Annotated in this window: 12 protein-coding genes; 9 read left to right on the top strand and 3 right to left on the bottom strand. The window is 63.6% G+C overall.

What is annotated here, in order from left to right; genetic code table 11:
• Positions 1-59: 59 nt before the first annotated feature.
• Together pncB and gcvA are read right to left on the bottom strand one after the other, a co-directional pair.
• Entirely contained in the window at positions 60-1364 is a 1305-nt protein-coding gene (gene pncB / locus CK220_RS04980; protein WP_095810471.1) for a nicotinate phosphoribosyltransferase, read from the bottom strand.
• A gap of 290 nt (positions 1365-1654) precedes the next feature.
• Positions 1655-2638 carry a transcriptional regulator GcvA gene (gene gcvA, locus CK220_RS04985; protein ID WP_095810472.1) on the bottom strand — a complete coding sequence of 328 codons (984 nt, stop codon included), beginning with the start codon at positions 2636-2638 and terminating at the stop codon, positions 1655-1657.
• A gap of 215 nt (positions 2639-2853) precedes the next feature.
• On the opposite strand from gcvA, the gene speB reads away from it, so the two are divergent.
• The 4 genes from speB (at position 2854) to CK220_RS05005 (ending at position 6300) form a co-directional block, all read left to right on the top strand.
• Positions 2854-3909, top strand: a complete 1056-nt coding sequence (gene speB / locus CK220_RS04990) for an agmatinase (protein ID WP_095782179.1) — start codon at positions 2854-2856, stop codon at positions 3907-3909.
• A 196-nt stretch (positions 3910-4105) separates the two neighbouring features.
• Positions 4106-4906 carry a transporter substrate-binding domain-containing protein gene (locus CK220_RS04995; protein WP_095810473.1) on the top strand — a complete coding sequence of 267 codons (801 nt, stop codon included), beginning with the start codon at positions 4106-4108 and terminating at the stop codon, positions 4904-4906.
• 84 nt (positions 4907-4990) lie between these two features.
• Complete coding sequence (locus tag CK220_RS05000) at positions 4991-5659, top strand: amino acid ABC transporter permease (RefSeq protein ID WP_095810474.1); 669 nt, start codon at positions 4991-4993, stop codon at positions 5657-5659.
• Complete coding sequence (locus tag CK220_RS05005; protein ID WP_095810475.1) at positions 5656-6300, top strand: amino acid ABC transporter permease; 645 nt, start codon at positions 5656-5658, stop codon at positions 6298-6300. The genes CK220_RS05000 and CK220_RS05005 overlap by 4 nt, the downstream gene beginning before the upstream one ends.
• Before the next feature lie 42 nt (positions 6301-6342).
• Here CK220_RS05005 and CK220_RS05010 read toward each other — a convergent pair whose 3' ends face one another.
• Positions 6343-7746, bottom strand: a complete 1404-nt coding sequence (locus CK220_RS05010) for an MATE family efflux transporter (protein WP_095810476.1) — start codon at positions 7744-7746, stop codon at positions 6343-6345.
• A 242-nt stretch (positions 7747-7988) separates the two neighbouring features.
• Between CK220_RS05010 and CK220_RS05015 the strand changes: the two genes are divergently transcribed.
• From CK220_RS05015 to CK220_RS05035, 5 genes are all read left to right on the top strand, one after another.
• Positions 7989-8906, top strand: coding sequence for an AraC family transcriptional regulator (locus CK220_RS05015; protein WP_095810477.1), 918 nt, complete (start codon positions 7989-7991; stop codon positions 8904-8906).
• Between the two features lie 232 nt (positions 8907-9138).
• On the top strand, positions 9139-10413 hold the full coding sequence (locus CK220_RS05020; RefSeq protein ID WP_095810478.1) for an extracellular solute-binding protein: 1275 nt from the start codon (positions 9139-9141) through the stop codon (positions 10411-10413).
• A 111-nt stretch (positions 10414-10524) separates the two neighbouring features.
• Complete coding sequence (locus CK220_RS05025) at positions 10525-11391, top strand: sugar ABC transporter permease (RefSeq protein ID WP_095810479.1); 867 nt, start codon at positions 10525-10527, stop codon at positions 11389-11391.
• Positions 11388-12215, top strand: a complete 828-nt coding sequence (locus tag CK220_RS05030; protein WP_095810480.1) for a carbohydrate ABC transporter permease — start codon at positions 11388-11390, stop codon at positions 12213-12215. The genes CK220_RS05025 and CK220_RS05030 overlap by 4 nt, the downstream gene beginning before the upstream one ends.
• Positions 12216-12229: 14 nt before the next feature.
• Positions 12230-13276, top strand: a complete 1047-nt coding sequence (locus CK220_RS05035; protein ID WP_095810481.1) for an NAD(P)-dependent alcohol dehydrogenase — start codon at positions 12230-12232, stop codon at positions 13274-13276.
• Positions 13277-13278: the final 2 nt, after the last annotated feature.

Here is a 13278-nt window from a genome sequence, read left to right on the forward strand (position 1 = left end):
ACATTTCAGGGTCGTGGATGACAAGTGGCGACCCCGGCATGAACATCACCGTTGCTGCCTCACACCTTGACCAGCTGCCTCACCCGGTCCTTCTCGCCGAATATCCTGAGATACCTTTTGATCTCCTTCTCGTCGCCGGTCGACTTGGCGGGGTTGTCGGAGAGCTTGACTGCCGGCCGGCCATTGGCCTCGCTGACCTTGCAGACCAGCGAGATGGCGTCGAGGCTGTTGGTCTCGGTCGGCGCGCAGCCTTCGAAATCATTGGTGAGGTTGGTGCCCCAGCCGAAGGACATGCGCACCTTGCCGCGGAAATGCTTGTAGGTCTCCTCGATGGTCTCGACCTCGAGCCCGTCGGAGAAGATGAGCAGCTTCTGCTTCGGATCCTTGCCCTTTTCGCGCCACCAGGAGAGGATCTTTTCGCCGCCTTCGATCGGCGGCGCGCTGTCGGGGCGGAAGCCGGTCCAGTCGGCGATCCAATCCGGCGCGTCGCGCAGGAAAGCGGCCGTGCCGAACGTATCGGGCAGCACGATCAGCAGATTGCCGCCATAATAGCGCTGCCAGTCCTGCAGCACCTTGTAGGGCGCCTGCCTCAGCTCCTCCACCGAATTGGCGAGTGCCGCAAACACCATAGGCAGTTCGTGCGCATTCGTGCCGAGCGCCTCGAGGTCGTTGTCCATGGCCAGAAGCACGTTGGACGTGCCGGTGAAAGCCTCGCCGATGCCTTCCTTCAGCGCCTCGACGCACCAGCGCTGCCACAGGAAGGAGTGGCGGCGGCGGGTGCCGAAATCGGAAATGCGGATGCCGGGCAATGCCTTCAGCCGCTCGGTCTTGGCCCACATCTTGGCCTTGGCGCGGGCGTAGAGCACGTCCAGCGCAAACTGGCCGAAGGAGCGCATGGCGGCGCGCGAGCGCAGCTCGTTGATGATGGCGAGCGCCGGGATCTCCCACAAGGTGGTGTACATCCAGGGACCGGGGAAGGACAGTTCGTACTGGCCGTCGCGCTTGGTGAGCTCGTAGTCGGGAAGGCGGAAATCCTCCAGCCAGGCGAGGAATTCCGGCTCGAAGATCTGCTTGCGGCCATAGAAGGTGTTGCCGCCGAGCCAGATCATCTCCTTCTTGGAGAAGCGCAAGGTGCGGGCGTGGTCGAGCTGCTCACGCAGTTCGCCTTCGTCGATCTCGTCGGCTAGCCGCACCGAGGTCGTGCGATTGATCAGCGTGAAGGTGGCGTCGACCTTGGGATACATGCCCCAGATCATCTGCAGCATCAGAAGCTTGTAGAAATCGGTGTCCAGCAGGCTGCGGACGATGGGGTCCAGCTTCCAGGTGTGGTTGTAGACGCGCCGCGCTATATCGGTTCGTGCCATTCTGCTCACCCAAAAAGCGCGTTTCGCTTGCTTGATTTCAAGCGCGGCGCCTCAAGTCCCTGTTTTCAAGCACTCCGGAAGGAAAACCGCCGCGCAGCTTCCCGGAATTGTATCAGCCTCTTAGCATTGTATTTTTGAAAGCGCTTCCTGCTTTGCAAGCTGGCCCGACAAAAAGCAGCTATGCAAGTCCAGCGGTCAGGACGCTGCGCCAGAGGATATCGCCGTTTCACGGAAACGGCGAAATGCTCTGGCTCTTTTTGTTTTTGCCGCAATTCCGGACGGAAAGCCGCTCACAGTTTTCCTGGAACTGCTCTAGCCCCGACCACCTTGAGGGCCGGGCGCTTCCTGCGGCTCGGCACACGGCCGGCGACCGGCGCATCGGCGCGGCCCTCGTCCTGCTCCTTCTCGGCAAACAGCCAGTCGATGAAAAGCTGGACGATCGGCGCCGAGCGCATCTCGTTGCGGCAGACGACATAGAAATCATCGACCGCCGGAACCGACAAAGTGAAGGGCGCGACAAGCATGCCCCTGGCGAGCAAGGCGCGCGCGGTCACGGAATCGCCGAGCGCCACGCCGTGGCCGTGGACGGCGGCCTCCACCGCTATGCGCGCGTCGCCGAGGTGATGGCGGCGGCCGCGCTCCAGATCGAGCGCGTCGGCGGCGGCGAGCCAGGTGTGCCACTCGCGGCCGTCGTCGCCATGCAGGAAAACGTGGTCGGCAAGGTCGCGCACGCTGCGGATCGGGCGGTTGTTGATCAGCGTCGGGCTGACCACCGGAAACAGCTCGAGGCCCGACCATTTGCGTATCCAGCAGTCGCTCCAGCTGCCGTCGCCATAGTGCACGCAGACGTCGATGTGCGGCGCGCGGATGTCCCTGGCATCGTTGGAGGGGATCAGCGTCAGCTGAATGTCGGGATACTGCGCGGTGAAGGAGCCGAGCCGCGGCGTCATCCACAACAGGAGCAGCGCCGGTACGCAGGACACCGACAGCACGCCGGTGCTTGCGGGGCGTGTCATGCGCTGCGTGGCGGCGGCGATGCCGTCGAAGGCCGCCGAAACGGCCGGCAGGAACTCAGCGCCGTGCGGCGTCAGCTTCACGCGCTGACCCGTGCGCTTGAAAAGCTTTACGCCGAGCGATTGCTCGAGCGCCTTGATTTGATGGCTGACCGCGCCGTGCGTGACGTTGAGCTCGCCCGCCGCCTTGGTCAGCGAGGCATGTCGCGCCGTCGCCTCGAAAGCGCGCAGCGGGTTCAACGGCGGCAAGCGCTTGGCCAAGGACAGCTCCCGAGTTTGTGAGATTTTCTCACAGCAAAGACCCTAACAATATCAATTGATTTTTCAATACAGCTGCCTGACACTTTTGGCCGGAACAGCTCAAGAGACTTAGAATTCGCAGGCGCCGGCGAGCAACGATCCAGCCGGATGACGGCTGGCTTGGCAGCCGTCCGTGCAGTCGCCGCGCTGCAAGCAGTGACAGAGGAGGACCGGACATGGGTTACGATCGCGGCAAGCTCGAGGCGTTGCGCCGCAAATATGGCGAGAGCCATGGCGGCGAGATGTTCGACCCGAAATTCCGCAAGGTCGCCGACAAGATCTTCAGCAAAAGCGGCACCCGGCTGGCGCCCTATTCCGGCATCCCGACCTTCCTTGCCGCGCCCTATCGGCAAGTGGCCGCCGACAATCCGGATTTCGGCGACTTGCAAGTGGCGATGATCGGCGTGCCAATGGACCTTGGCGTCACCAACCGGCCGGGCTCACGCTTCGGGCCGCGGGCGCTGCGCGCCATCGAGCGCATCGGCCCCTACAATCATGTGCTGGAATGCGCGCCGACGCATGAGCTGCGCGTCGCCGACATCGGCGACACGCCGTTCCGCAGCCGTTACCGGCTGGAGATCAGCCACGAGGACATCGAAAAGCGCACCAACCAGATCGTCGACGCCGGCGTGCTGCCGCTTTCGGTCGGCGGCGACCATTCGATCAGCCATCCGATCCTGAAAGCGGTCGGTAAGCAGGCTCCGGTCGGCATGATCCATATCGACGCCCATTGCGACACCAGCGGGCTGTTCGACATGACCAAGTTCCACCACGGCGGACCGTTCCGCAACGCTGTCTTGGACGGCGTGCTCGATCCGACCCGCACCATCCAGATCGGCATTCGCGGCTCGGCCGAGTATCTGTGGGAGTTCACCTATGAATCCGGCATGACGGTGGTCCACGCCGAGGAGGTGACCGGCCTCGGCATACCCGCCATCATCGAGAAGGCGCGGAAGATCGTCGGCGACGGTCCGACCTACATCTCCTTCGACGTCGACAGCATCGATCCGGCCTTCGCGCCGGGCACCGGCACGCCTGAGGTCGGTGGGCTGACGACGCGCGAGGTGCTCGAGCTGCTGCGCGGCCTGAAGGGCCTCAACATCGTCGGCGGCGACGTCGTCGAGGTGGCGCCGCAATATGATGCGACCACCAACACCGCCCATGTCGGCGCGCAGGTCCTGTTCGAGATCCTGAGCCTGATGGTGTTCAGCCCGGCAATCAAGAAGGGCTGACACGAAAGCGTTTAACCCGTTTCATGAAAACGGCGAACCGATCTATCGCTTTGTTTTTGCGCAATTCCGGACGGAAGCCATGGCGAAGTCGTCAAGCGTAAACCGACACTTTTCCTTGAATTGCTCTAGCCAATACGGCCGTCGCGCTGGAGCCGGCGGCCGGTTTCAACAACAAGCTTCCAGCAGGGGAACTAAAATGACTCTTCGCAGCACAGTGAAATCCGCACTTACGGCACTCATCATGCTCGGAGCGGCCGGTCTTGCCTCGCAGGCCAAGGCCGACGCCATCGACGACATCACCAAAGCCGGCGCCATCAATGTCGGCATCTTCTCCGACTTCCCGCCCTTCTCGTCGGCCAGTGCCGACATGAGCATCAAGGGCTATGACATCGACGTCGCGCAAGCGATCGCCGATTCCTTGAAGGTGAAGCTGAACCTGGTCAGCGTCACCGGGCAGAACCGCATCCCGTATCTCACCGACAAGCGCGTCGACATCCTGATGAGCGTCGGCTACTCCAAGGAGCGTGAGCAGGTGATCGACTTCGCCGCCGCCTACGCGCCCTACTACATCGCCGTCATCGGTCCGGCCGAGCTTGCCGTCAAAGGCAAGGACGACCTCGCCGACAAGTCGATCGCCGTCAATCGCGGCACGCTGGAGGACACTTCGCTCACCCAGGCGGCGCCCGCCTCGGCCGACATCCGCCGCTTCGACAACTACAATTCCGTCATCCAGGCCTTCATCTCCGGACAGACGCAGCTGATGGTGGTCGGCAACGATGTCGGCGCGCAGGTGCTGGCCAAGCAGGTTGCATTGAAGCCCGAGCAGAAGTTCCAGCTGCTCACCTCGCCCTCGCATATCGGCCTCAACAAGAACGAGGACAGGCTGAAGAAGGCGGTGAACGATGCGGTTGCCAAGATGCTGGCGGACGGCAAGCTGGACGAGAGCTCGAAGGCCTGGTTGAAGACACCGCTCAATCCCGACAACCTCAAGGATTGATCCCCGGAGCGGTTCAGCGCGCCATGAAGCGCTGAGCCGCTCCCGCACTTCTGCGCTACGCACTTTCCAACAGGGCCAATCGCGATGGGCTACAGCCTCGACTTCGGCTGGCTTGCGGGTGCAGCGGGCGCGATCGCGCGCGGCGCAGCGATGACGCTGCTTCTGATCGTCGTCACCACGCTTGCCGGCACTTTCCTCAGCATCCTGGGCGCCGCCGGCCGCCGGAACGGCCCGAAGCCGCTCAAGCTGGCGATCGGCTGGTATGTCGAGGTGATGCGCAACACGCCGTTCCTGGTGCAGTTGTTCTTCATCTTCTTCGGCCTGCCCAGCCTCGGCATCCGACTCGATCCGATCCTGGCCGCTATGCTGGCGATGACGCTCAACATGGCGGCCTACACGATCGAGATCGTCGGCGCAGGTCTGGACGCGGTGCCGCGCGGGCAGACTGAGGCAGCGCTTGCGCTCGGGCTCAGGCCCAGGCAGGTGTTCATCAAGATCGTGCTGCCGCAGGCGCTGAAGGTGATCTATCCGGCGCTGACCAGCCAGATCGTCATCATGATGCTGGAATCGGCCGTGGTGTCGCAGATTGCCGTGCGTGAGCTGACCTACGAGGCTGACATGCTGCAGGCCCGCACCTTCCGCGCCTTCGAAACCTATCTGGTGGTGACCGTGGTCTATCTCGGCCTGTCGATGGGACTTCGCCGGCTGCTGGTCAGCGGCGGGCGTCGCGCGCTCGGAGCCGGCGTGTCATGATCGAATTCACCCTCTGGGATATATTGCGCAACCTTCTGCTCGCCGCGCGCTGGACGGTGCTGTTGTCGCTTGCCGCCTTTGTCGGCGGCGCGCTGGTCGGACTGGTCGTGCTGTTCCTGCGCATATCGACGAACAAATGGATCAAGCGGATCGCTTCCGGCTACATCGCGCTGTTCCAGGGAACGCCGCTCCTGATGCAGCTCTTCCTCATGTTCTTCGGCCTGCCCATGCTCGGGCTGCGCATCGAGCCGTGGACCGCGGCGACGCTCGGCCTCACCTTCTTCGCCAGCGCCTATCTCGCCGAGATCTGGCGCAGCGGCGTCGACGCGTTGCCGCGCGGCCAGTGGGATGCGGGCGCCAGCCTCGGCCTGCACTACCTGCAGGAGCTCAGGCTGATCATCCTGCCGCAGGCCTTCGCCATCACGCGCGCCCCGACCGTCGGCTTCCTGGTGCAGCTGATCAAGTCGACGGCGCTGACCTCGATCATCGGTTTCGAGGAGCTGGTGAGGACCTCCAACGCCATCAACAACGCAACCTTCGAACCGTTCACCGTCTACGGCCTGGTGGCGCTGATCTTCTTCGTCATGTGTTTCCCGCTGACGCAATATGCGCGGCGGCTCGAGCGGGTCTCCGCACACTGAAGATTCACCACGGCCGCCGGGGCTAAGCGGCGGCCGCTCTTTTCAATGGCTGAAGGACAAGGCCGGCGCGATGCGGCCGCGCCTCAGCCAGCGCACGAGCAGAAGGGCGGCCACCACCGCCAGGCCCGACGCCAGGCCGATCCAGATGCCGACGCCGTTCAAGCCGAAATGGAAGGCGAGCAGCACGCCGAGCGGCAGGCCGATGCCCCAGTAGCCGATCGCGGCATAGATCATCGGTACCTTGGTGTCGTGCAGGCCGCGCAGCATGCCGGCGGCGACCGCCTGCGCACCGTCGAAGATCTGGAACAAGGCCGCGAACACCAGGAACGACACGGCAAGTGCGATCACCCGGGCGTTGGCCGGATCGGCGAGATTAATGAAGGCGCTGATCAAAAGATGCGGCCATAGCACCATGACCAGCCCCATCAACGCCATGAAGGAGACGCCGATGACGAAGGCGGTCCAGCCGGCGCGGGAGACGCCTTCCGGATTGCCGGCGCCATGGGCGAGGCCGACGCGCACGGTGACCGCCTGGTTGAGGCCGAGCGGCACCATGAAGGAGATCGAGGCGATCTGGATGGCGATCGCGTGCGCGGCCAGCGAGTCAGCGTCGATCAGGCCCATCAGCAACGCCGCCGCGTTGAAGATCGTCACCTCGAAGGCGAGGATGCCGGCGATCGGCAGGCCGAGCCTCAGCAGGCCGCGGAAACGCGGCCAGTCGGAGCGCCAGAAGCGGCCGAACAGCTGATAGCGGCGGAATTTTTTCTCCAACACCACCACGGCCGCCAGGCCAACAAACATCAGCATGCTGGAAAGCGAGGTGGCGAGGCCCGAGCCGGCAATGCCCATGGCCGAGACGCCGAGATTGCCGAACATGAACACCCAGTTGAAGAAGGCGTTGCAGGCCACGGCGACGAAGACGATGATCAGCGCCCAGCCCGGCCGCTCCAGCGCCGAGATGAAGGAGCGCAGCACGATATAGCCGTAAAAAGGCAGCACCGCCCATTGCAGCCAATGCAGGTAGATGCCTGCCTGGTGCGCGAGGTCCGGCTTCTGCCCCATGGCCAAAAGCACTTCTTCGCCATGCCAAAGGAACAGCCAGATCGGGATCGAGACGAGAACCGCCAGCCAGAGTCCCTGGCGCACGGTGCGGCGCAGGTCGCGCACCGAATGGCGGCGGCGGCCAAGCTCGGTCGCCATCATCGGCGAGGTGGCGAGCATCAGGCCAAGCCCGAAGATCAGCGGCATGAAATAGAGGTTGGAGCCGAGCGCGCCGGCGGCCAGCGTATCGGCTCCCAAACGGCCCATCATCATGACGTCGGTCGCAGTCATGGCGGTCTGGCCGAGATTGGTGAGCACCATCGGCCAGGCAAGCGACAATGTCGCCCTGATTTCCTGACGCCAAAGGTTTTCCGGCGCGCGAGCGCCGGCTTCGATCGCAGACATTTTCCGCTCTTCAGACCACGGCGCGTCGGGACGAGGCCCGGAAGCCGCACGCAAACGGCGCAAAATGGCGCCATTTGCGCCGCCTTGTGAACGAAATGCGACATATTGGCAAGGGAGGAGGCGCGGCGAGTCATTGATCCAGCGGAAGCCTCGGCCACCGGCGTCCACGTTCACTTGCCGGGCGAGGGCTGCTACGGAATGTCCGAAGACCCGGAGCCGGCGAACCACGTCGGGAGGAATGGATGCCGTTCAGGCGCAGAAAGAACACGGCCGCGATCCCGCGCACGGTGCCCGCCTTCGAGCACATCGTCACCGAGGCCAGCGACAGTTTTCTGTGGCGGCTGGACGACTATCCGTGGGAGCGCAATGTCTGGAACTTCCATCCGGAATACGAGATCCATCTCCTGAGGAAATCGTCCGGCGTGGTGCTGGTCGGCGACCACATCGGCGAGTTCGGGCCGGGCTACCTGACGATCGTCGGCGGCGGCCTGCCGCATGACTGGGTGACGGCGGTGCAGCCGGGCGAGTTGATCGGGGGCCGTGACATCGTCCTGCAGTTCGATCCCGAGCGGCTGCGCGGCTCGGCCGGGCTGCTGCCGGAGTTGCGCGAGCTTGAGCCCTTCCTGGAGCGCTCGCTGCGCGGCATGGTTTTCCATGGCCAGACGGCGCTCGACGGCGCCGAGCTGATGGAAACAATGGGCGAGGTGCGTGGGTTGGCAAGGTTCCGCATGTTCCTCGAACTGCTGGACCTGCTGGCCACGACCGACGAATACGAGCTCTTGTCGTCGCCGGACTTTTCCCCGCTTCTCGACGCGGCGTCGCTGGACATCATCCAGCGTTCGCTGACCTATCTGTTCCAGCATTTCGCCGAGGACCTGAAGCTGCCGGAAGTGGCGGCATTGGCCGGTATGAGCGAAAGCACATTCTCGCGCTTCTTCCAGAAGAACACCGGCAACTCTTTCAGCGATCACCTTGCGAAGCTCAGGCTCTGGCAGGCCTGCAAGCTGCTCGCCGATACCGAGATCCCGATCACTGATATCTGCTTCCAGGTCGGCTACATGAACATCTCGAACTTCAACCGCGCCTTCCTGCGCAAGCATAAGATGACGCCATCCTCCTACCGCAAGCTGTCGCGGCAGCGGCTAGCGTTGCGGGCCTGATCGGATCGAGAACCGGCTCTCCTGATACTCGTGTGACGAGCAGACTTTGTCTGCATCATTTTTTGCGTCGCACAATGCATAAAAGTACAGGTCTGCTGCAACGGGGCTTCTAGTCTCGCTGCTTCCAACTCCTCATTTTGGTGACGGGTGGCAGGTCACCCGGGCGACGGTGAGGGTCGCTTTAGCCCGCAGGCCTCCGCTTCTTGCGAGTGTTCCTGGAGGAGAAAAATCAATGAAATCAAATCGGCTCGCTGCCAGCCTCGGCGCAGCTTTCCTGCTTACCGCTTCCGTTTCAACCGCTGCACTGGCGCAGGCTCCGGTCTGCTCGGCACCGGTCAAGGTGCTTGCCCAGCCGCGCGACGGGCTGACGCTTCTGGAAGATTCCAAGGACGAGTTCAAAAAACTCTCCGGCGCCTCCTTCCAGATCGACTACCTCAACGAAAACGACCGCCGGGCAAAGTCGCGTGCCGACGCCTCCACCGTCGGCAACTACAACGTCTATTATGTCGACGAGGCCAATGTCGCGCTGTTCGCCTCCTCCGGCTGGATCGCGCCACTGGCTGATTATTACCCGGCTGAATACGACTTCGCCGATTTCGATCCGGGCCGCCAGAAGGTCGCCACCTATGACGGCAAGGTCTGGTTCGCGCCGCTGACCGGCGGCGGCGACCTGATGGTCTACCGTAAGGACGTGCTGGAGGCTGCCGGCATCCAGCCACCGAAGACGCTGGACGAGTTGATCGCCGACGTGGCGAAGCTGAACGATCCCGACAAGGGCATGTATGGCATCGCGCTGCGCGGCGCGCGCGGCTCGGGCGCCAATGTCTGGCGCTGGATGCCTTTCTTCAAGGCCTATGGCGGCAAATGGTTCGACGGCGACAAGCCGGCTTTCAATTCAGACGCCGCCGTCAAGGCGACGGAGACCTATCTCAAGCTGTTCAAGGACTCGGCGCCCGGCACGCAGACCGGCAGCTGGGATGAATCGACCGGCGCCTTCCTCTCCGGCCAGGTCGCCATCCTCGTCGAATCGACGCCGCTGTCGGGCATGGCGGTCGATCCCAAGACCTCGCAGGTGGTCGGCAAGGTCGGCTTCCTGCCGCCGCCCTCGCCGCTGCCGGGCGGCGGCTACGGCCACGGGCTCGCCATCGGCACCAAGGCCAATCAAGACGACGCCTCGAAGAAGTGCGCCGGCCTGTTCATCGCCTGGGCGACATCGAAGGAGAACGAGAAGCGCCGGCTCGACGCGCATCAGTTCGGCGAGCTCAACCGCACCAGCATCCTGTCCAGCAAGGAGTTCGCCGACATCTACGGCGCCGATCTCGGCCAGGCGCTGGCCGATACCGGCAAGGTCACGGCTGTGAACTTCTGGCAGGATCCGCGCTGGCCCGACCTCGGCGACCGCTGGGGCATCATCCTCGAAGAGCTGGTCACCGGCACGCGCACCGACATCAAGGGCGGCCTGAACGAGCTCGAGGCCTATGCCGACGAGCTGGTAAAAAAGAAGTAATCCTCCCGCCCGTGGCGCGCGGTCCGCGGCATTCGTCGGAATGCCGGAACCCGTGCGCCGCGGGTCCCGCCGCCGATTCCAATGCATCCGCGATATACCCGAGGATAGGCAATGCGCCGACGCTCATCCCTGCCGGTCACGTTTCTCGTTCCGACGCTCGCCATCCTGCTCGTGCTGTCGATGGTGCCGACGCTCTACGCCATCGTAATAGCCCTGCAGAACCGCGAGCTGAGCACGCCGAGCTATTCCTGGGTCTGGTTCTCCAACTTCGCCGATCTCTTCCTCGACCGCCGTTTCCTCAATGCCGTCTGGGTTTCGGTGAAATGGGAGATCGTCACGGTCGTGGCGACGATGGTGGTGGCGATCGGGCTCGGCGTGCTGATGTTCGAGGTCGCCTCGCCCCGCCTGCGCAATGTCTATTGCCTTTTGTTCATCATCCCGGTGCTGTTGCCGCGCGTCTCGGCTGCGTTCGTGTGGAAGTTCGCCTATCACCCGCTCTACGGCATCGCCACCTATCCGTACCGGCTCGTCACGGGCGGGCTGATCTTCGACCCGTTGTCCAAGGCTTCGACGGCGCTGTTCGCGGTCGCCTCGGTCGACGTCTGGCAATGGGGCCTGTTCTTCGCGGTGATCGTGCTGAAGTACTTGGAGACCTTGCCGCCGCAGCCGATCGAAGCGGCGCGGCTCGACCACGCCAAGCGCTGGCAGATCCACGCCTATGTTACCTTGCCGATGCTGAAGGCGCCGCTGATCAGCCTGATGTTCGTCAAGATGATCGAATCGCTGCGCTCATTCGACCTGATCTATGTGATGACGCGCGGCGGGCCGGGTGTGGCGACCGAGACACTCGACATGTATGCCTTCTCGCAAGGCTTCATCGAGTCCGGTAAGGTCTCCTATGCCTCGGCCATGGCGGTCCTGATGATGATCGCGACGGTCATCACCTTCACCATGCTTTGGAAGCGGGTGCAGGCATGAGGCCATATCCGATAGGGCTGGGCCGCCTGCTCGCCAAAGCCATCCTGGCGCTGGCCGGGTTTCTGGCCGTGTTCCCGCTCGTCTGGACGGCGCTCAATGCGCTGAAGAACAATGTCGATATCATCACGCGCGTGCCGCGCCTGGTGTTTTCGCCGACGCTCGCCAACATCGGCTACATCCTCGGCCGCGACAGCGTGCTGACTGGTCTCTACAACTCTGTCGTCGCTTGCGGCGCGGCCGTGCTGATCGGCGTCGCGCTCGGCCTGCCGGCAGCCTATGCGGTGGCGCGCTATCCCAATCGCTTCGCCGGCGACATCCAGTTCTTCGTGCTTTCGCTGCGCTTTCTGCCGCCGGTGGCAGTAGCTATTCCGCTGATGGTGATCTGGCTGCAGATCGGCCTCTACGACACTTTGCCGGCGCTGATCGTCACCTATTCGCTGCTGACCATCTCGGTGATCATGTGGCTGGCGATCCCTGCCTTCCAGGCCGTGCCGAAGGAGGTCGAGGAAGCGGCCTTCGTCGACGGCTACGGCGCCTATTCGGTGTTCTGGCGGATCGCTCTTCCCGTCGCGGCGCGTTCGCTCGCCGGCGCCGTTGCCTTCAGCTTCGTGCTGGTCTGGAACGAGTTCCTGATCGCGCTGATGCTGTCGAGTTCCAACGCCAAGACCCTGCCGATCGTGGCTTCCGAGCTTTCCCAGCAAGGCATGAACGTGCCGTGGGGGATCCTTAACGCCTCGGTCGTGCTTCTGTCGCTGCCGCCGCTGCTCTTCCTCGGCGTGCTGAGCGGCTTCCTGAATTCCGTTTTCCGGCAAAAGAAAAGTTGATGCGAGGATACCCGATGCGGGCACTGGTGCTTGAGAAAAAAGGCGAACTGTCGCTGCGCGAGATCGCGTTGCCGCTCGATGTCGGGCCGGATGACGTCAGGATCGCCGTCCATACCGTCGGCGTCTGCGGCAGCGACGTGCACTACTACACGCATGGCGCCATCGGCAGCTATATCGTGCGCCAGCCGATGGTGCTTGGGCACGAAGCCTCGGGAACGGTCGTCGAGGTCGGCGCCAACGTCAAGAGCCTGAAGGTCGGCGACCGCGTCTGCATGGAACCGGGCGTGCCGAACCTCTCCTCGCGCGCGACGAAGCTCGGCATCTACAATGTCGATCCCGACGTCCGCTTCTGGGCAACGCCGCCGGTGCACGGCGTGCTTGCTCCTCAAGCGGTGCATCCGGCGGCCTTCACCTACAGACTGCCGGACAATGTCTCCTTCGCCGAAGGCGCGATGGTCGAGCCCTTCGCCATCGGCATGCAGGCGGCAACGCGTGCACGGATCGTTCCCGGCGACGTCGCCGTGGTCGTCGGCTGCGGGCCGATCGGCATCATGATCGCGGTCGCGGCTCTGGCCGGCGGCTGCTCCAAAGTCCTGATCTCAGACTTCTCCGCGCCGAAGTTGAAGATCGCCGCCCAGTATCCAGGCGTCGTACCGGTCAATATCGGCGAGCAATTGCTGGTCGAAGCCGTCGCGGCCGCGACCGGCAATTGGGGCGCCGACATCGTCTTCGAGGCGAGCGGCAGCCCGAAGGCTTTCGCCGATCTGTTCGACGTGGTGCGGCCCGGCGGCGCCGTGGTGCTGGTCGGACTGCCTGTCGAGCCGGTCAGCCTCGACGTGCCGGCGGCGATCTCGAAAGAAGTGCGCATCGAAACCGTGTTCCGCTACGCCAACATCTTCGACCGTGCCCTACAGTTGATCGCTTCCGGCAAGGTCGACCTCAAGCCACTGATCACCGGCACTTATGATTTTCCGGACAGCATCAAGGCCTTCGAGCGGGCGGCTGCAGGCAACCCGCAAGACGTCAAGCTGCAGATCCTGCTCACCGGCGAGAAGGGGTGACT

This window comes from Mesorhizobium sp. WSM3860, assembly GCF_002294995.1.
Taxonomy (GTDB): Bacteria; Pseudomonadota; Alphaproteobacteria; order Rhizobiales; family Rhizobiaceae; genus Mesorhizobium.

Excerpts from the sequence above, each read along its gene's own strand:
- pncB (WP_095810471.1), bottom strand. The coding sequence starts at position 1,364 with ATGGCACGAACCGATATAGCGCGGCGCGTCTACAACCACACCTGGAAG.
- speB (WP_095782179.1), top strand. The coding sequence starts at position 2,854 with ATGGGTTACGATCGCGGCAAGCTCGAGGCGTTGCGCCGCAAATATGGC.
- CK220_RS04995 (WP_095810473.1), top strand. The coding sequence starts at position 4,106 with ATGACTCTTCGCAGCACAGTGAAATCCGCACTTACGGCACTCATCATG.
- CK220_RS05000 (WP_095810474.1), top strand. The coding sequence starts at position 4,991 with ATGGGCTACAGCCTCGACTTCGGCTGGCTTGCGGGTGCAGCGGGCGCG.
- CK220_RS05005 (WP_095810475.1), top strand. The coding sequence starts at position 5,656 with ATGATCGAATTCACCCTCTGGGATATATTGCGCAACCTTCTGCTCGCC.
- CK220_RS05010 (WP_095810476.1), bottom strand. The coding sequence starts at position 7,746 with ATGTCTGCGATCGAAGCCGGCGCTCGCGCGCCGGAAAACCTTTGGCGT.
- CK220_RS05015 (WP_095810477.1), top strand. The coding sequence starts at position 7,989 with ATGCCGTTCAGGCGCAGAAAGAACACGGCCGCGATCCCGCGCACGGTG.
- CK220_RS05020 (WP_095810478.1), top strand. The coding sequence starts at position 9,139 with ATGAAATCAAATCGGCTCGCTGCCAGCCTCGGCGCAGCTTTCCTGCTT.
- CK220_RS05025 (WP_095810479.1), top strand. The coding sequence starts at position 10,525 with ATGCGCCGACGCTCATCCCTGCCGGTCACGTTTCTCGTTCCGACGCTC.
- CK220_RS05030 (WP_095810480.1), top strand. The coding sequence starts at position 11,388 with ATGAGGCCATATCCGATAGGGCTGGGCCGCCTGCTCGCCAAAGCCATC.
- CK220_RS05035 (WP_095810481.1), top strand. The coding sequence starts at position 12,230 with ATGCGGGCACTGGTGCTTGAGAAAAAAGGCGAACTGTCGCTGCGCGAG.